The sequence below is a fragment of the Maribellus comscasis genome (genome assembly GCF_009762775.1).
Lineage (GTDB): Bacteria > Bacteroidota > Bacteroidia > Bacteroidales > Prolixibacteraceae > Draconibacterium > Draconibacterium comscasis.
This window is the reverse complement of the sequence record NZ_CP046401.1, coordinates 1,893,184-1,913,009: the sequence shown is the minus strand read 5'-3', so window position 1 is coordinate 1,913,009 and position 19,826 is coordinate 1,893,184. Positions and strand designations below refer to the sequence as shown.

Here is a 19,826-nt window from a genome sequence, read left to right as displayed (position 1 = left end):
CTAAAAAGAATTATGGAAAAGAATCAACTATCCCGCAGGAATTTTCTTGAAAAATCGGCTTTAATTGGAGCAGCTGGTTTGGCAGGACTTAGCGCTTTGAATTCCTGCAGCAGTAGAAAAAGTACAGTTGATTATGAATTTCCCCCTCTGCTGGATAAAGCTCCTGATGGTAAAACTTTACGGGCAGGTTTAGTCGGTTGTGGAAACCGGGGAACCGGAGCAGCGTTAAATTTTTTGGCCGCCGGAGATAATTTGGAGTTAGTTGCCCTGGCCGATGTATTTGAAGATAAGGTATGGGATTGCCGGAGCAAACTTCAGAAACAAAAAGTAGAAGTGCCTGAAAACAATTGTTTTTGGGGATTTGACGCATATAAGAAACTCCTGGAGGTTGACGTGGATGTTGTAATACTGGCTACGCCGCCACATTTCAGGCCCGAACATTTTGACGCTTGTGTACAGGCGAAAAAGAATGTATTTCTTGAAAAACCAGTTTGTGTTGATCCGGTTGGAGCCCGGCAAATAATTGCTACATCCAGAAAGGCAGAGAATATGGGCTTGACTGTGATTACAGGAACCCAGCGTCGTCACCAGCGGGATTATGTTGAAACATACAAACAAGTCGCTTCAGGGGCGATAGGAGAGCCTCTTTCTGCAAAAGCGATGTGGTTGCAATCGCATGTATGGTTCCGAACAAGGGAGGAAGGTTGGAGCGATATGGAGTACATGCTCAGAAACTGGAATAATTTCTGCTGGTTGTGTGGAGACCATATTCTGGATACGCATGTGCATAACATCGATGTTGTAAACTGGTTTCTTGGAAAACATCCGGAAGAAGCTATCGGGTTTGGCGGCAGAGCTCATCGGTTAACCGGAGACCAATACGACTTTTTTAGTATTGACTTCGATTTTGGGAATGGTGTTTTTTCACATAGTATGTCACGTCAGGTTGATGGATGTGCTAACTCGCTGGGGGAACTGATTATGGGAACAGAAGGTTATACAAACTGTGTAAACACTGTCTACAACCTGGATGGTTCTGTTAAATGGCAATACGAATATCCCAAAAACAAAGATGGTAATTCTACTGAGGTTGTGAAAATTTCTCCTTACATACAGGAACATATACATTTGGTAACTGCCATTCGTACAAATACACCGGTTGTTGAAGCTGAAAGAACTGCAATTTCAACACTGACAGCGATAATGGGAAGGACTGCTGCGTATACCGGGAGAAAAGTAGAATGGGAGGAAATGATGAATTCCACAGAAAGATTAGGCCCTGAAGAATATGTGATGGGCCCGGTGGATATGGAATTCCCGGTTCCCGTTCCGGGCATCCAACATAAAGCTTAAATATGGAGAAATGATTTCTGTTGTCATACCGCTTTATAATGAAAACGTGTTAGTAAACCGTTTACTGGAAGAGGTATTTTTAAATTTGAAGTCTTTGAGCGACTCGTTTGAGGTGGTATGTGTCGACGACGGAAGTACCGATTCTACTCTTTTAAAATTGTTGGAATTCAAAAAGAATAACAAACAATTAAAAGTTGTTTCCCTTTCAAGAAATTTTGGTTTACAGGCAGCTCTTACGGCTGGACTGGAACACGCAAACGGCGAATATGTTATTATGATGGATGGCGATTTTCAGGATCCTCCTGAGATGATTCCGGATTTATATAATAAGATAATAGAAACAAATGTTGATATTGTTACTGCGGTGCGCGAAAGCCGAAATGAGCGTTTTTCCAAAAAGTTATATATCAATATTTTTCATAAGATATTTAGCAGCATTACAGAAGAAAAGCAAATTTCCAATGCCGGGAATTTTTGCATAATGAAAAGGAACGCCCATCAGGCAATTCTGAAATTTGCCGAACGAAACAGATATTTACCAGGTATCAGAAGTTTTATCGGGTTTAAACAAGACATTATTTTGTTTGAGCGTCCGGACAGGTTGGGAGGCAAAGCCAAAATGAGCAGAAAAAAGCTTTTTGCACTGGCAGCCGATGCTATTTATTCTTTCTCAAAATGGCCAATTAAAGTTTGTTTGTATCTCGGATTAGTTGGAATCGTTGTATTTCTGGGCGCAATAATTTACACAGTGGCTTCAAAATTTCTTGGGTTTGCTCCAACAGGATGGTCTTCAACATTTTTGGCAATTAGTTTTTTTGGATCAGTTCAGTTGACTTTTTTGGGAATCATTGGCGAGTATATATTTCGGATTTTTAAAGAAGTGCAAAACCGACCCATATATTTTGTAAAAGAGTTTTATGAATAAGGAGTTAAATATAGTCCAGTCGAAGAATGTTTTTTTTGCCATTTTGCTTATAGTTGCGGTGGTTTTAGGCATATTGACTCCGGGGGCAGCGGTAAATGTTGATGAACAGTTGCATTACCCGCATGCAAAAAAAGTTGTCGACTGGTATTTTACTGGAGGTAAAGATAAATCGTGTCTGGATACTCCGATTACAAATCTGAAATACTATGGCCAGTCAGTAGATAACTATACTGCACTGGTAAATAGAGTATTTCATTTTGAGAATGAGTTTCTGGTACGGCATTATACGGGGGCTTTTTTTTTCTTGTTGTTGTGTTTTTTTTCCGGTTTGGTTTCACATCAGTTAACAAATTCTTACTGGATTTCAAGTGTGACCGTTTTGGTGTTGGTTTTTATGCCCCGGCTGTTTGGACAAGCATTTGGAAACTTAAAAGATATACCCTTTGCGACAGGTTATATTGCAGGTGTATATATGATTGTTAGATATTTGATGGAATTACCAAAACCTAAATGGGAAACGGCAATTTTACTAGGAGCAGCTATTGCTTTTACCTGCTCTGTCCGGATTGGCGGATTAATTTTGTTTGGCTACCTCGGACTTTTTGGTGTACTGTATTTTGTTTTGAAGCCTTTTGAACTTAAACATATAGTTTCAACTAGACCTTGTTTTGTCAGGCTAACGGGCCAGTTAATTGTAATCATTATAATTGGCTACTTTGCTGGATTATTGTTCTGGCCCTATGCCTTACAAAATGTTTTAAAGAATCCGCTAGAAAGTCTGGGTGTAATGGAACACTACAAAGTTAGTATCCGTCAGATTTTTGAAGGCGATGTTATTTGGAGTACTCAGTTACCCTGGTATTACTGGCCCAAATGGCTTCTGATTTCTACACCTGAGTTTGTATTTCTTGGTTTTTTTACCTACCTGTTCTTACTATTTAAATCGGGTTTGCGGCAGAATGTTCAAGGGTTTTTATATGAATCGTTTTTGATTTTTAGTTTTCTTTTCCCCATCGTTTATGTGTTGCTTATCAAATCAAATTTATACAGTGGTGTTCGGCAGTTATTTTTTGTTTTGCCTCCTTTGGCAATTATTTCATCTCTCGGAATCCACCGGTTTTTTAAGCTCAGCATAAAACCTGCTTACAGGTACGCCGGAACAATATTATTTTTTTTGCTGATGTTAATGCCTTTTAGTCATCAGGCAAAAACGTTCCCCGTTGACTACATTTATTTTAATTCTTTTTCGGGTGGTAATAAAAGTGCATGGAGTAATTATGAGTATGATTACTACTTTCACGGATTAAAAGAACCGGCTGGTTTGCTGAAAGAAATGACTGGTGAGAATAAGATCATCGTTGCTTCAAATTGTAATCTTTCAAATTATTTTGATGATTTGCCAAATGTAACATATCGATATGTGAAGTATCTGGAGAGAAGTTCTTACGACTGGGATTACGGTATTTTCGGTGTAAATTATATTCACCCGTATTTGTTAAAAAACGACAAATGGCAATCCACAACAGCCTTAAAAACATTTTATCACAAAGGAAATCCGATTGCTGTTTTGTTAATAAGAAAAAGTAAAGGTGATTATCAGGGAATTGTTGAACTTGAAAATGGAAATTACTTTGATGCAGAACATGAATTAATTTATTCGTTGGATGAAGATCCGCAAAATGTATGGTTAATGGTGCAACTTGCTAAAATATACCTTTTGAAAGACGATTTGGAAAATTTTAATAAATATGTTCAAAAAGGTCGTGAAATTTATCCCTTATACGAACCATTTTATCTTTTGGAAGCGCAGAAATTATATAATGAAAATAATTTTCGTGCTTCATACGCAAAATTGGAAGAGCTAATTCAGATTAACAGGCGGTATAAGCCAGCAAAGTTATTATTGCAAGAGGTTAAAGATAAATTAGATATAAACTAAAAAAATGAAAGTATGAAATTGTTAAAAAACTTATCAGCATTTGTAATTCTTGTATTGTTAAAGATGCCAAATCTTTTGGCTCAGGACGATGGTACTTATATTGACAATCTTAGTTCTCAGGACAGCTCATATATGCAGCAGGACGTATTGGCTGGTGCAGAGCAAACTTCTGGTTCAAATACAATAGTAATCGTAATTGTAGCTGTGGTTGTAATTGCGGTTGTTGCGTTTTTACTTCTTCGTAAAAAGAAAAAGTAACCGGTTTTTAATTATTGAAAGTGAGTGAAGAACCTGTCAGTTTTGGCAGGTTTTTGTTTTGGTAAGGTGGTCAGACAAGACAAAAAAAAGGCAGCTTCTACAAGCTGCCTCAAAGCCATGAAAACAATTAAACAATGTTCAGAAAACAGAAAACTAGAAACAATCAAATAGTCATAATATCTTTTTCCTTAGTATTAACTAAGTCATCTACTTCTTTTCCAAAGTTGTCAGTTAATTTTTGAACGTCTGTTTCCGCATCTTTTTCCATATCTTCAGACAGTCCGTCCTTTAACAACTTCTTCAACATGTCATTGGCGTCTTTTCTTGCTGTCCTTATGCTCACTTTTGCATTTTCTCCTTCCTGATGCACTTGTTTTACAAGCGATTTTCTCCTTTCTTCAGTGAGCGCAGGAATATTAATCCGAATGATTTCACCGTTATTATCTGGATTAAAACCCAAATTTGCCGCTAATATAGCTTTTTCTATAACAGGAATCAAACCTTTTTCCCAAGGTTGAATGGCTACCGTTCTTGCATCAGGAGTACTTATGTTCGAAACCTGATTAAGCGGAGCCATACTTCCGTAATATTCTACCAGTACTCCATCCAGCATAGCTGGAGACGCTTTGCCAGCCCTAATGTGTAGTAACTCTTTCTCAAGGTGCTCTATTGCAGCCCCCATTCTTTCTTTACAATCGTCTAAAACTAATTCTACTTCTTCGTGCATTGAATTAAGCCTGAGTTTCCAACCATGGACTGTTAGCAAATATAGAAAAAATATAAATACGTGAAAATTTTTTACTTAATTTATTCTAAAAAGGTTGAAAAAATGTCAATTATAAACAATAGTTCCAATGTTTTCTCCGTTAAGCACCTTTGCTAAATTTCCCTTCTTATCCATATTAAATACCATAACCGGCAAATTGTTTTCCTTACATAAAGTGGTTGCGGTTAAATCCATAATTTTTAGATTCTTTTTATAAATTTCATCGAAACTTATTTTTTCATATTTTGTCGCATCGGGAAATTTTTCCGGGTCTGCAGAATAAATTCCATCAACACGCGTACCTTTTAGCATAATATCGGCTTCTATTTCAATTCCTCGCAGAGCACTTGCTGTATCTGTGGTAAAATAAGGGTTGCCGGTTCCCCCGGAAATAATAACTACTTCTCCATTTGCAAGGGCTTCCACAGCTTTCCCTTTTGAGTAGTATTCCCCAACAGGTTCCATTCTTATAGCGGTAAGCATTTTTGATTTTATACCCTGATTCTTTAATGCGGAATTAAGGGCCAGGCTATTAATTGTTGTGGCCAGCATTCCCATCTGATCTCCGTTTACTCTGTCAAAACCTTTGGCCGCTCCACTTAGTCCCCTGAAAATATTTCCTCCGCCAATAACAATTCCAATTTCAATTCCGGACTTTGACAATTCCGCAATTTGTTCTGCATAATCGTTTAAACGGGAACTGTCGATTCCATAATTTTGTTCTCCCATTAGCGACTCGCCGCTTAGCTTTAATAGTATTCTTTTGTATTTTTTCATTTACAGTTTAGTTTTTTCTATCCGGAAACAAAAAAGTTTATAGTTATCGTAACATTTCTGATTTTCTAAAGATAGGTGTTATAGAAAAATAAAAAAAGCCATTTGTGTCTGACAAATGGCTTAAAAATCTGCGCTGTCTATATTTTTACCCTTCATAGATTGGTAAAATCGGTTAATTTAAAACTTATGTTTCGCCTTTTATAGGGGAAAGGCTTACATTATTCAAATAACTGATACAAAATAGAGGTGAAATTTAAATTTAAAACCTGATAAAAATTAGGAATTTAAAATCGTTAGAGTGCACCAAAATACTGGTTTAATCAAAGACAAAGCTTTTATTGAAAATAAGAAATATTTACAACAAATTTTGTAAAAGAAATAAATATAGGAATGCAGAAAACTTTCAATTTAAAAGCGGGATTTTTTATTGTTTTTTTTTGATTTTTATAAGAGAATTATCATTTTTAACACTGAGTTAACGTTGGTGTCGTTTTATATGTGTTAAATGATTTCAATTCCCGTCCTTTGGCACATTTCTATACTTTGTTCGCTTAATTTGTATTTTTGAATTTTACCACTTGCAGTCATTGGAAATTCATCGACAAAAAAGATATATTTTGGTGTTTTATAACGGGCTATCTGACCTCTGCAAAAATCTCTCACTTCCTCTTCTGTTAATGAGGAATCCTTTTTTATTTTAATAAACGCCCCAATTTGTTCTCCATATTTTGGGCTGGGAACACCAGCGACTTCCACTGCCTCAATCTGTGGCATTCGGTAAAGGTAGTTTTCAATTTCCCGGGGATAAATATTTTCGCCACCCCGTATAATCATGTCCTTGATTCGGCCTGTTATTCTGTAAAATCCGTCTTTTGTTTTTACAGCCAAGTCACCGGAATGGAGCCAACCTTCATTGTCAATAACATCTCTGGTTGCCTCCGGATTATTATAATATCCTTTCATTACATTGTAACCGCGACAACAAATTTCACCCTGTGTTTCAAACGGGCATTCAGCTCCTGTTTCCGGATCAACAATTTTTACTTCAACATTTGGAAACTCATATCCAACCGTTGTTGATCTTACTTCAGGTGAATTATGAGTTCGTGTAGCTGTCATTCCCGGAGAAGATTCTGTTAATCCGTAGACAATAATGATATCTTTCATATACATTTTTGTCATTACCTGGTTCATTGTTTCAATCGGACACAGTGCACCAGCCATAATTCCTGTTCGCAATGATGACAAGTCGAACATATCAAACATCGGGTGATGTAATTCAGCGATAAACATGGTAGGCACTCCGTATAAAGCTGTGCATTTTTCTTTTTGCACCGAGGCCAGTACCATTAAGGGATCAAACTCTTCTGTAAAAACCATTGTTGCACCATGAGTTATAACCGCACAAACAGCAAGAACACAACCAAAACAGTGAAATAAAGGAACACAAACCAATAGCTTTTCATCGGCTGTATAGTTCATACATTGGCCGGTTGCAAGTCCGTTATTTAAAATATTATGATGCGAAAGCATAACTCCCTTTGGAAATCCTGTAGTGCCGGATGTATATTGCATATTTGCAACATCGTGACATTGAACCGTTTCTTTTGCACTTTCAAGTTCAATATCGTCAACATGATTTCCCAGCAATATTAATTCCGAGGTGTTAAACATTCCGCGATGTTTCTCCTGACCGATAAAAATGACGTTTTTTAGTTCGGGAAATTTTTTTGAAACCAATTCTCCTCTGGCGTGTTCTTTCAGCTCCGGGACAAGATTAAATATCATTTCTACAAAATCGCTGTCTCTGTATCCGTCGGCCAGACATAGCGTATTGATGTCAGCATTATTCAATAAATACTCCAGTTCAGCTAATTTATAACTTGTATTAATGGTTACCAAAACAGCTCCGATTTTTGCCGTGGCATACATAAAAGTTGTCCAGTCGGGTATATTTTTAGCCCAGATTCCAACTTTGTCTCCGGGTTTTATTCCAATATATAAAAGTCCTTTTGCCAGGTTATCGACACGTTCATTAAATTCCTGATAGGTAAATCTTAAATTTCTGTCAGGGTAAATCATAAATTCTTTATCCGGAGTTTCAAGTGCCCATTTTTCCAGAATTTCGCCTAAGGTGTAATCGATTAGCTGCATTTGCTCCTTGGTTCAGTTTATTTTAGATATTAATTTAAACAGGATAATAGATAACCGCCATTATTTTTGCAGCTTTTTCACCCGCTGCATGAACATTGTGCGCAACAATTGAATCGAGATAAATACTGTCTCCTTTATTCAACCGGTAAATATTTTTTCCGTAATTTATTTCAATCGCTCCCTCCAGAACGTAGATAAATTCTTCCCCTTCATGAGAAGATAATTTATAGTCAGACTCGTTCGCAGGCTCTATTTCAACCATAAAAGGCTCCATATGCCGGCCTGTTTTATCGGGGGCGAGCGAGTAAAAATTTAGATGCTCTCTGGTTTTTTTATCTTTGGTCGAAAAGCTTAAAGTCGATTTTTCTTCTCCAGCCCGAACAACAACCGGACCCACATGATCCAGATCATCAAGGAAAGTACCGATTCGAACTCCAAGTGCCCTTGTAATTTTTATTAAATGTCCCAATGATGGAACGGTTCCTTTTTCCTCAATATACTCAAGTTGTTTAGGATCCAGATTTGCTTTTAAGGCCAGATCTTCACGGCTTACCTGACGAAATTCGCGAAAGGCTTTGATTTTTTTTCCGATTTTATTTTTCGAATTCATTTCAAAAAGAATTTATAGTTTTCAAAGTTTGTGCGGGATCCAACCAGTAAAATCCCCGGAAATTGATTTATTGCTGCTGTTCTTAATAAACACATTCTGTTATTACAAGAATGAATTGATTGCAAATTTAAACCTTTGATTTAAAAATGAAAACGAATATATAAAATGAAAAGAGGCTATTGTATAAACAGCCTCTTTTATTACGTCGTCAACGATTGTTTTTAAATCCATTTAACATATCCAAAATCCTGTTTGTGTGGAAGATTCCGGTTTTTTGGTAACAAACGGAATCCATAATTGAATGAGCCTGGATGATTTGGATGAAGATTATATTTGAAAGTACAAATGCTGTTTTCGCAGCCCAGGTTTTCAAATTCAATGATATCCGTAATCTTTGGAGTTTCGCTTCCTTCGTTTTCGGTTATTATTAACTCGAGTCTGACATCTTCACTCGAAAGATTTTTGATATCTACTTTTACAACTATAGGGTACTCTTTTCCTATGCTCATTTTATTGGTAATGCCATCGGGAATTTCAATACTTTTTACTTCCAGATTTTTCCAGGCTGAACTAACATTAAATTTCCAGGCGGCCATTTCTTTGGCCATTTTGAACCCATTGTTCGTTACAAACTGGCTACGTTGGAATTGTGGATTGTAATATCTTTCCTGATAGTCTTTTATCATTCTTCCTGTTGTAAAATTAGGCGCAACCCGGGCGATTGTATTTTTGATAAATCCAGTCCATTTCTCAGGAATGTCTTCGTGGTTGCGATCATAGTATGCCTCGATAACTTCGTCTTCAAGAATGGAATAAATGGTTTCCGCGTCCAGTTCATCTTGAAAATCCTGCACATCGTAGGTTCGCTCTGCCGGAAGTGCCCAGCCGGCGTCTTTTTGGTAGCCTTCGACCCACCAGCCATCGAGAACTGAAAAGTGGAGGGTTCCGTTCATTACTCCTTTTTCGCCGCTTGTCCCTGAAGCTTCAAGCGGACGGGTGGGAGTGTTTAACCAAACATCGACACCCTGCAGGAGCATTTTGGCGAGGTTAATATCATAATTCTGGACAAATAGAATTTTTCCTCTGAATTCAGGGCGTTTGGAAATCTCAACAATATGTTTGATTAAATCCTGCCCGGCTTTATCAGCCGGATGCGCTTTGCCTGCAAAAATAAATTGTACCGGACGATCAGGATTGTTTACAATCCCGGCCAGTCGTTCCAGGTTTCTAAAAAGAAGATAACCTCTTTTATAGGTTGCAAACCGGCGGGCAAAACCAATTGTCAACGCATTTGGATTTAATTTGCCCATTACATCGTTAATTAACTTTGGATTTTCATTCCTTTTAATCCAGTTGTCGGCAAATCTTTGTTTAATGTAGTTAATTAGCTTTAAACGAAGGGCTTTTCGTATTTGCCATATTTCATTATCCGGAACCTGGTAAATATTATTCCAAATCTCAAAGTCGAGTTGATTGGCAGGGAACTCTTCGCCAAAATATTTTTTATGGATTTCTTTCCATTCCGGGGCAGTCCATGTTGAATAATGAACGCCGTTGGTCACGTAGCCGATTTCGAGCTCTTCTTCCAAAAATCCCTGATATAAATCTTTTAGAACAGTTTTACTAACTTCACCGTGTAACATGCTCACACCGTTAATACCTTGTGAAAGGTTACTTGCCAGGAAACTCATGTTAAAATGGTCTTCATATTCGGAAGCTTTGCCAAGCATTTCAAACTCATTCCATTCCAAACCGATTTTGGGTGGAACGTGATTCATGTAATGCCTGAACATGTCCTTGTGAAATGAGTCGTGGCCGGCGGGCACAGGTGTATGCGTAGTAAAGATGGTTGATGCACGCACCACTTCTTTTGCTTCTTCAAATGAAAGCCCTGTATTTTTTATATAGTCGGCAATTCTTTCAATACCAATAAACGCGGCGTGTCCTTCATTGCAATGGTAAATATCAGAATTGTATCCCAGCTTTTGAAGTGCTCTTATTCCACCAAGTCCGAGCAGCATTTCCTGCTTTAACCTGTTTTCGTTGTCGCCACCATACAAATGATGGGTAACTGAACGGTCTTGTTCTGCCGGGTTCTCGTGATGATCAGCATCGAGCAAATACAGTTTTACAGAACCGATATTTACCTGCCATACCTTGGCTACAAGGGTTCTTCCGGGATATTCTACATAAACTTCTATCCAGTTGCCTTCTGCATCCAGAGCGGGTTGAACGGGTATTTTAGAGAATTGCTGAGCCTCATAATTTGCCATTTGTTCGCCATGCAGGTTCAGGGTTTGTTTAAAATAACCGTATCTGTAAAGGAGACCGACAGCAACGAGGTTTACTTTGGCGTCGCTGGCTTCTTTTAAATAGTCGCCGGCCAGAATACCAAGACCCCCTGAGAAAATTTTCAGACTGTCGTGTAACCCGTATTCCATGCTGAAATAGGCAACCTGTGGTCCTTCAAGATGATTTCTTTCTTCGAGATATTGATTGAATTTACCATAAACATGGTGCATCTTTGATACAAATATTTCGTCATTTTCCAGCTCTTTGAAGCGGTTATAACTCACTTCATCTAGAAGAACAATTGGATTGTGAGCACATTCTTCCCAAATTTCCTGGTCGATATATTGAAATAGTTCGCGCGCTTCGTTATTCCAAACCCACCAAAGGTTTTTAGATAAAACACGAAGTGGATTTAAACTTTCCGGCAGGCTCGATTCTACGATTATTCTTTTCCAGACCGGCTGTTCAACAACCGGCTTCTGTATAAATCTTACACCTTCTGAATTCATAATTTTCTAATCTTACTATAACTTACTAAAAATGAATCTGCAAAAATAGTTTTTAATATTACATACAATAAAAAATCGATTGTAAATTAACCTGATACTAAAACTGCAAATTCAAAAACTTGTTTGAAATATTTCAGGATTTTCTTTTTCTTCCCTTTCTTAGCCTCTGTATATCGGCCTCCATTTTTTTTATTTTTTTCTCTTTTTCGTCAATAATTTTGTGTAATGATGCAATTTCATTTTCAACTTCGTTTTCCGGAACAACAGAATTAAGTCGAATTTTAAAATCACTCAGTACGTTCATATAATTAATAAAAGCCTCGTAAGGAGTGTCGAAAGGGTTGAATTGATTTGATTTTGTTCCGTGAGAATAATATTTTGTAGACATGTAATAGAAGTGGTCGCTAACCTGAAGATAGTTCCAGTCTTTTATTATTTCTTCGTTTTTACATTTTTCCACTCTTTTTCTGAGTTCATACAACTTGTCAAACGCCTCTTTTTGCATGTTGTTTCCCAGCCATGCGGTGAGGTCTCTTTCTTCGTCGGCCCAGGAAATGGCATGGGGAACGTTTACCGCCGAAACAGGTTGTAACTCCTCGATTACTTCAGACGGAGTTGCAAATTTAAGTTCCGGGCTTTCAACAATTTTTTTTGCGAGGTTTTCAAAGAAATCAAATATCCCGCTTTCCTTGGGTTGGCGTTCGCCAAAAGATTCATAACTCAGAAATATATTTATAACTTCTTCTTTTGCATCCAGACTCTCCAGCCAGCCTACAAATTTTTCGGCGGTTAAGGGAAATTCTGACCAGTCTTTATTTGAAAATCGGAAAGAGATATCATCACTGAGTTTAAAGTTTCTCATTAAAACTTTAAGTCTTGGATTTATTGCATTTACATACATAAAATTTGGACTTTTCCATCCCAAAATATGTTTTGCGCCTTCGGTTAAAATTCCCTGGTAACCCATTTCAGCAATCTGAGCTCCAATTTCATCGGAATAAATCATTTCGGTATTTCTGAACACCCTCGGTCTGTGTCCGAACAATGCAAAAATATGTTCGTCGTGAAGTTTTACCTGCTTTTTAAAAATGTGTTTGTCTTTTAATGAAGAAAGAGAATGCGAATAGGTTTCTGACAGAAATTCAATACAACCCGTTTTTGAAAGATCTTTAAATGAATCGATTACTTCGGGTGCATACAAATCAAACTGCTCGAGTGCCAATCCGGTAATTGAAAAGGAAACTTTAAACTTTCCCTCTAACTTGTCGGCCAGATTTAACAGCAGTTTATTGGTTGGCAGATAACTTTTTTCTGCCACTTTCCGCATTATTGTTTCGTTGCTATAATCGTCATAGTAATAGTGATCGTTGCCGATGTCAAAAAAACGGTAACGACGGTGTCTGAACGGCTGGTGTACCTGAAAAAACAAACAAACTGATTTCATTTAGCTGGTTTTTAAGTGTTTACTGAACTAAGTGTGCTTTCGTACACTTCTTTAACATGCGCGGCCGAGTTTATCCATTTTAAGTTGTCAACTTCCTGTTTTCCTTCCATTTTAAAGTGCTCTGCAAGTGATGGGTAATTTAATAATCCAAACATTGCGTCGGCCATTGCATGTGTGTCCCAAAAGTCAATTTTCATCGCATTTTCAAGTATTTCTGCCACACCCGACTGGTTTGAAATAATTACCGGAACACCCGATTGCATCGCTTCAAGCGGAACAATCCCAAATGGCTCTGATATCGATGGCATAACAAAAACGTCGGTCATTTCAAACATTTGAAAAACATCATCACCCTGAAGAAAACCTGTAAAATGAAATTTGTCTGTAATACCAAGTTCTGCTACCCGGCTTATCATTCCATCCATCATATCGCCACTGCCCGCCATAACAAAACGCACGTTGTTCATTTTCCGGAGCACCAGATTCGCTGCCTCAATAAAATATTCCGGTCCTTTTTGCATGGTAATGCGGCCTAAAAATGTCACTACCTTTTCGTTTACACCTTTTTTTATAATAGGGCGTCTTGTATCACCAACAGGTTCAACAGCATTGTAAACCGTTGTAATTTTTTCGGGTGGTATGTCGTATTTCTCAATAATTGTATTTCGGGTGAGATTACTTACGGCAATAATTTTGTCGGCCACTTCCATGCCTTCACGTTCGATGGCATAAACACCCGGGTTAACGTTACCTCCACTTCGATCAAACTCTGTGGCATGAACATGAATAATCAGTGGTTTCCCCGTTGCGTTTTTAGCTGCCATACCTGCCGGGTAGGCCAGCCAGTCGTGGGCATGAATAATATCAAAACTATTTTTTTGGGCAATTACTTCAGCAACAAAGGCATAATTTTTTATTTCCTGAAAAAGGTTTGCACCATACGAGCCGCTAAAATCAATTTTATACCCTTCATCGGTTTGAACAAATTTGGTTTCTTTTGAATATTTTCCGCTTTTTAGTTTCCAGAATTCCTCTTCTGAAACATAAGGAACAATGCTTGAGTCGACCTCGTAATAGTCAATTTTTTTTTGAATATCATCGAATTGAACAATTCGTTGATTGATTGCAACATTGTTCGCGCCAATCAATTGCATTCCTGTCTGGTCTTCGTCGCCAAATGCTTTTGGTACAACAAAAATTACATCAATGTTTTTCAGTTCTGTCAGACCTTTTGTAAGTCCGTAACACGCTGTCCCCAATCCTCCTGAAATATGTGGGGGAAATTCCCATCCAAACATTAATACTTTCATATTTGCGGTTTTATTCTTTAAAATTATGAACCAAATGTGTTGCATAAACAACTCCGGCCACACTCCACGCCATCGATATTGCGCCGCGTGCTTTATGTGGCGGGTTGCCGTTATAAATCTCAGCCATTGTACCAATACAATGCTCTGTTATATCGTCTTCAAAACTTTCCATAATTTGTTTCACAAAAGGGAGACCGCCTCTTTTGTGAATTTTTAAATATCCTTCTGCAAAAAATTGGATAAGCCAGGGATGAACTGTTCCCTGGTGCATAGCCATTTCGCGTTCGCGGGGACCACCTTCAACAACACCTTTATATCTCAAATGGTCGGGCGAGAGCGTTCTTAATCCTCGTTTTGTTAACAGTTTTCTTTTGGCCACGCTCAACAATGATTTTTTTTGTTCTGTAGAGAGTGGAGAGTAGTCCATTGCAGCAGCAATAACCATGTTGGGTCTTACAGCCCAATCTGCAATTCCGTTGTTTACTACATCGGCCAGATGTTCATGGCGATTATCCCAAAACGTGTTCAGAAAGGCATTTCCTGCTTTTTCAACCATATTTTTCCATTGCTCAATAAAATCATATTCACCGGCAAGATCGGCCAGGTCCAGCGCAAAACAAAGTGCATTAAACCAGAGAGCGTTTATTTCGACAGCAAAACCTCCTCTCTGGACTACTGGTTGCCCGTCAACATAGGAGTCCATCCAGGTAAGGGCTGTACCAGCTTTTTCTGCATAAATGAGTCCTTCGTTCGTTAATTTGATATAGTCCAATGCAGGATTTTTATACCCTTCAAATATTTCAGTAATGGCATTTCCGTATTTTTTCCACACCTCTTTAGCATTGCTGTTTTTTTTGAAATATTGCTGAACACCCCAAATAAACCAAAGAGAAGCATCTGCTGAATGATATGTTGGATTTGAATTGTGAATATGGTCGGGGAAAAAACCGTTTTTAAGGAATTTTACATAGGTATCGAGGATACGCCGGCAACTGTATCCGTTACTCAGCGAGATACACAACCCGGGGAGCGAAACAAAAGTTTGGCGTGTGATACTTTCATACCATGGAAATCCGGCAACAATGTCGGTTTCGTCGCTACGTTGTAAAATAAATTGTTCTGCCGCATTGTCGAGCGATGTTAAAAAAGTATCCCTTTCAGGCCGTTTGTTTACTTCCTTTGTGAATCGTTGTTTTAGCGAAACCGGTTTTGTTTCATTTAATCCTGCTGCAAAAACAATTGATTCGCCTTTTTTAATCGGAATTTCAAAATATCCGGGAACCAATAAATCCTCCAGATATTCGTAACCACGTCTCGCCTCTTCAATATACTCGATGTTGTAATACCAATCGGGAACAGGAATAAATTCCACTTCCTTATTAAATTGCATATATAAATCAGGATACCCATCGTAAAGTTTTATAAAAATTCCATTGTTGGCTGTATGAAATTTTGAGTTGGCGAACATGTTGGCCTTGCTCAATTGATGGATATTTCTGAAAGCCAGGAATGGTTTAAACCTTAAAGTAGTGGGAGAATGGGCTTCTTCAAGGGTATAACGGACCAAAACCTGTTCTTCCTTTTCAACCAATAATCTCTCCTTGCTCAGAACAACTCCGCCTAAACGATAAGTAATTTTTGGAATACGGTTAAATTTTACATCCCGGATATATTTGTGTCCTTTTGGCTCGTAAACCCCACCTTTAAACCTGTGTATCCCCAAATTAAACTCCGCATTGTTTTGAATCACCGTTTCATCGAGTGAGGACAGAAGCACGTGTTTTTCTCCTCCGAAGTTTTCTATCGGACTAACCAGTAATCCGTGGTATTTTCTTGTGTTGCAGCCATTTAATGTAGTGCTCATATAAGAACCGGCCCGGTTTGATCGCAGCACTTCCTTGTCGAGTGAATACTCGAGGTTAATAAGTTGCTCTTTGTCAAATTTGAGGTAATTCATGATCTAAAATAAGAGATAATGATTATTGGTATAGTCAGAAACAGGGAAGGAGTCTTTCCTGTATTCAAATGTAACTTTTTAGTTTCAGAATTGTTCGAACTTCTTTTTGATTTCATCAAATTCAACCTTAAAATGATTTTTTTCTAACTCAAAATTAAGATTGGGGAATTCTTTTTGCAACTCTTTAACTTGTTTTAACGCTGTGTTCAAAAAGTCTAAATATTCTTTTGAAACACGGTTGTAGGGACGATGCAGGAATGCCTTTTTTATTTTTTGAATTCTGTTCTTTAGGAACTTACTGTTTTCATCTATTAAGTTCTCTTCAAACAAATTCCAGATATGGTCTATTCCAACTTCAGAAACATGAATCATATCGTCTGCATAAAACCGGTAATCGCGTAATTCATCCATCATTATTTCGTAAGAAGGAAAGTAATTACATTTTTCTGTTCCAAATTTCCGAATGATGCTATCAATCGCTAAAATCAGTGTTGCTTTGCTGCGCTGATTTTCAACGGCACCATCTTTCCAGTGCCGAACAGGACTAACTGTAAAAATAATTTTACAATCCGGATTTTGTTCCCACACTTTTGGCAACAATTGAAGGTATTTATTTTCAATTTCCTCAGGGTTCAATCGACGACGCCCGAACTCAGCAGCAGGTATTTTATGGCAATTGGAAACCACCTCTCCTGTTTTTTTATATTCAAAAATCCATGCTGTTCCGAATGTTACAAAAAGGAAATCAGTTGATTTCAGGTACTCGGATGAAAACCGGAGTCTTGAATTTATGTTCTCAAGTGTTTTGTTTTTATCCGAATCAGAAAATTTTCCGTGATGAAAAAAACTGTGCCATAGTCCATTGTGATGCACGAGTTCCTTTTCATCAATTTGCAACTCTTCCAAAAGAATATTAATTCCGTTTGCAACAGATGCCGGATTGTATAAAATACCAAAAGGATTGATGTCCACATTGTATTTCAGATCAGCCATTTTGTTGCCCACGTTTTCGGTAAAACACGATCCTAAAAAAACATTTTTTTTGGAATAACTCGTTTTCCGGTTATAGGAGGGGATTTCAACTACCGTCTGAAATTTTGTTTTTACCATTTATTTTATTTTGGGAAAATCAATTTTTTTGAGAACCAAAGCGGTACGTGCAGGCAAATATAACTTCAGATAATGCTGGCTGGTAATCCCACCACTGGGCAATGTGTAATAACTGATGTCTTCATCCACCAGATCATTACCGCCAAACCTACCTGAGTCGGTATTTAGAACAATTTTGTATTTTCCGGGCCCCAGCGGAATACCAAAATCGGTAAACGACTGAGAAGGATTAAAATTGAAAACAAATAGGAATAAACCGCGGTGGAAAGCAAAAACCTTGTCCGGTTTGTTTTCCATAACCATATTTACTTCGGGAATAGTTAACAGCTTATTTTTGCTGATGAGTTGAATCATTTCTTTATCAAAATCATAAAGCCAGTGAAACTTTAACTCCGGATCTTCTGCGATATTCCAGATTCGGCGGCAGTGTTTATACGACCATCCGTTTCCTTCCCGTGGAAAATCGATCCATTCAGGATGTCCAAATTCATTTCCCATAAAATTCAAATAGGCTCCCCCCGCTGTTGTTGCTGTGGCCAAACGAATCATTTTGTGCAGGGTAATGCCACGATCGACAATCATATTGGGTTGATCTTTTCGCATACTGAAATACATCTCTTTATCGATGAGGCGAAAAATGATTGTTTTGTCGCCTACAAGTGCCTGGTCGTGAGATTCGGCATAACTTACCACTTTTTCGTCCATTCGTTTCGAAGTAAGCTGGTGAAAAATATCACCTACATCCCATTCATCATCTGATTTTTCTTTTATAATTTTAATCCAGAAGTCTGGCATTCCCATCGCCATTCGATAGTCGAACCCCAATCCGCCACTTTCAACAGGAACAGCTAAACCCGGCATCCCGGAAACATCTTCTGCAATGGCAATTGAATCCGGTTTTACTTGTTTTATTAATTTATTGGCCAGCCGAAAGTATGTGGTTGCCTCCAGATCGGTATTTGGCCCGAAATAATCATGGTAGTTTGTAAATGCTTTTTCCAGACCATGATCAAAATACAACATACTTGTTACGCCATCAAACCTGAATCCATCAAATTTATATTCTTCAAGCCAGTATTTAATATTTGACAAAAGAAAATGGAGAACCTCGTTTTTAGAATAATTAAAACAGTAAGAATCCCATGCCGGATGCTCGCCTTTGGGGCCGTCATGAAAAAACTGGAAACGCGTTCCATCGTATTTTCCCAAACCTTCAATTTCATTTTTTACGGCGTGAGAATGTACCAAATCCATGATGACTGCCATCCCCATTCCATGTGCTTCGTCTATCAGTTGTTTTAATTCGAAGGGAGTTCCAAAACGCGACGACGCTGCAAAAAAACTGGAAACATGGTAGCCAAAACTGCCATAATACGGGTGTTCCGGGATGGCCATTAACTGAACCGTGTTATATCCGTTGGCTTTAATTCGCGGTAGCATTTTTTCCCTGAATTCATTATAAGTATGCACACGCTCCTCTTCTCCAGCCATCCCGATGTGGGCTTCATAAATTAAAGGAGGTTCTTCCGTTTTTCGGTATTCAGGATGATTCCATTCATAAGGTTTATCGGGCGCCCACACCTGAGCATTGAATATATTTGTTTCCGAATCCTGCACAACGCGCGTAGCCCAGGCAGGTATCCTTTTCCCAAAATTAATAGCCCAATGTACATTTAGTGCATATAAATCGCCGTGGGTTAGTGCGGCGCTTTCAAGGCGTAACTCCCAAACTCCGTTTCCCAAAGGTTTGAATTCGTATTGTTTCTCTTCTTGCCAGTTGTTAAAAGTGCCAATTAAAAAAATGTGTGTGGCATTTGGAAGCCATTCTCTGATAACCCATCCCGTTTCGGTTTTGTGTAAACCAAAATAAAGATAACCGGATGCAAATTCGTTCAGCGAGCCTTTTCCAATCAGGTCTTTTTCTTTTTTTTCGGCCAGTTCTGTCCAGTGTTGAATAAATCCCGAAAATGGCTGAAGCCATTGATCATCTTGGACAAGCTTTGGAAGTGTATTACTCATATTCTTTTTTTATAAAGATAAAGAATAGCACATAAAGTTCATCAAGTTGAAGTAAAAACAACATTGGAATTGTTCGTTTTGTCGGGTCGTATTTGTACAAATGGTTTTAAATGAAATATTTAATTCTTTTTTATTTTGTTGTCGAACAAAAAAAAACCATGGTGGGGGACACCATGGCTTAAAATTGGTTTTTAATGCTGTTTAATTATTAATTTAAAACCAATGTTTAAAACGCAATAATTATACCATAATTGCATTCTTTAGCTGAAAACTAACATATAATTTACAACTATGTTTGGTTTAACCCTAACGTAAAATGTATAATTTTATGATAAGAATAAAAAAACAGGATTTCACAGAGACTGAATGAATATAATCGAATCTATAAGTCTAATATTCAAAC

General features: G+C 37.9%; 14 protein-coding genes. 4 read left to right on the top strand and 10 right to left on the bottom strand.

The features are described 5' to 3' along the window. Nucleotides 1-12: 12 nt before the first annotated feature. From GM418_RS07880 to GM418_RS07865, 4 genes are read left to right on the top strand one after another with little or no spacing between them, the layout of a single operon-like run. Entirely contained in the window at nt 13-1,353 is a 1,341-nt protein-coding gene (locus GM418_RS07880) for a Gfo/Idh/MocA family protein (RefSeq protein ID WP_158864852.1), read from the top strand. A gap of 10 nt (nt 1,354-1,363) precedes the next feature. Beyond that, complete coding sequence (locus GM418_RS07875; RefSeq protein ID WP_158864850.1) at nt 1,364-2,278, top strand: glycosyltransferase family 2 protein; 915 nt, start codon at nt 1,364-1,366, stop codon at nt 2,276-2,278. Beyond that, nucleotides 2,271-4,217, top strand: a complete 1,947-nt coding sequence (locus tag GM418_RS07870; protein ID WP_158864848.1) for a tetratricopeptide repeat protein — start codon at nt 2,271-2,273, stop codon at nt 4,215-4,217. Before GM418_RS07875 ends, GM418_RS07870 begins: the two co-directional genes overlap by 8 nt. 12 nt (nt 4,218-4,229) lie before the next feature. Continuing rightward, nucleotides 4,230-4,475 (top strand): LPXTG cell wall anchor domain-containing protein, encoded by a 246-nt coding sequence (locus tag GM418_RS07865; RefSeq protein ID WP_158864846.1) that lies wholly within the window; start codon nt 4,230-4,232, stop codon nt 4,473-4,475. A gap of 163 nt (nt 4,476-4,638) precedes the next feature. Here GM418_RS07865 and frr read toward each other — a convergent pair whose 3' ends face one another. The 10 genes from frr to GM418_RS07815 all read right to left on the bottom strand — a co-directional run bounded on the left by frr (nt 4,639) and on the right by GM418_RS07815 (nt 19,423). Beyond that, nucleotides 4,639-5,202 carry a ribosome recycling factor gene (gene frr / locus GM418_RS07860; RefSeq protein ID WP_158864844.1) on the bottom strand — a complete coding sequence of 188 codons (564 nt, stop codon included), beginning with the start codon at nt 5,200-5,202 and terminating at the stop codon, nt 4,639-4,641. Nucleotides 5,203-5,307: 105 nt separating this feature from the next. Further along, entirely contained in the window at nt 5,308-6,018 is a 711-nt protein-coding gene (gene pyrH / locus GM418_RS07855; RefSeq protein WP_158864842.1) for a UMP kinase, read from the bottom strand. 501 nt (nt 6,019-6,519) lie between these two features. After that, nucleotides 6,520-8,172 carry an AMP-binding protein gene (locus GM418_RS07850; protein WP_158864840.1) on the bottom strand — a complete coding sequence of 551 codons (1,653 nt, stop codon included), beginning with the start codon at nt 8,170-8,172 and terminating at the stop codon, nt 6,520-6,522. Nucleotides 8,173-8,206: 34 nt separating this feature from the next. Beyond that, a complete protein-coding gene (locus GM418_RS07845; protein WP_158864838.1) occupies nt 8,207-8,782 on the bottom strand; it encodes a helix-turn-helix domain-containing protein in 576 nt (191 codons plus the stop codon). A gap of 221 nt (nt 8,783-9,003) precedes the next feature. After that, entirely contained in the window at nt 9,004-11,583 is a 2,580-nt protein-coding gene (gene glgP, locus GM418_RS07840; RefSeq protein ID WP_158864836.1) for an alpha-glucan family phosphorylase, read from the bottom strand. A 133-nt stretch (nt 11,584-11,716) separates the two neighbouring features. Then, nucleotides 11,717-13,027, bottom strand: a complete 1,311-nt coding sequence (locus GM418_RS07835; protein WP_158864834.1) for a glycoside hydrolase family 57 protein — start codon at nt 13,025-13,027, stop codon at nt 11,717-11,719. Between the two features lie 11 nt (nt 13,028-13,038). Then, a complete protein-coding gene (locus GM418_RS07830; protein ID WP_158864832.1) occupies nt 13,039-14,337 on the bottom strand; it encodes a glycosyltransferase family 4 protein in 1,299 nt (432 codons plus the stop codon). Between the two features lie 10 nt (nt 14,338-14,347). After that, a complete protein-coding gene (locus GM418_RS07825; protein ID WP_158864830.1) occupies nt 14,348-16,294 on the bottom strand; it encodes an amylo-alpha-1,6-glucosidase in 1,947 nt (648 codons plus the stop codon). 84 nt (nt 16,295-16,378) lie between these two features. Then, nucleotides 16,379-17,404 (bottom strand): GSCFA domain-containing protein, encoded by a 1,026-nt coding sequence (locus tag GM418_RS07820; protein WP_158864828.1) that lies wholly within the window; start codon nt 17,402-17,404, stop codon nt 16,379-16,381. Next, entirely contained in the window at nt 17,405-19,423 is a 2,019-nt protein-coding gene (locus GM418_RS07815; RefSeq protein ID WP_158864826.1) for an alpha amylase C-terminal domain-containing protein, read from the bottom strand. Between the last annotated feature and the right edge of the window lie 403 nt (nt 19,424-19,826).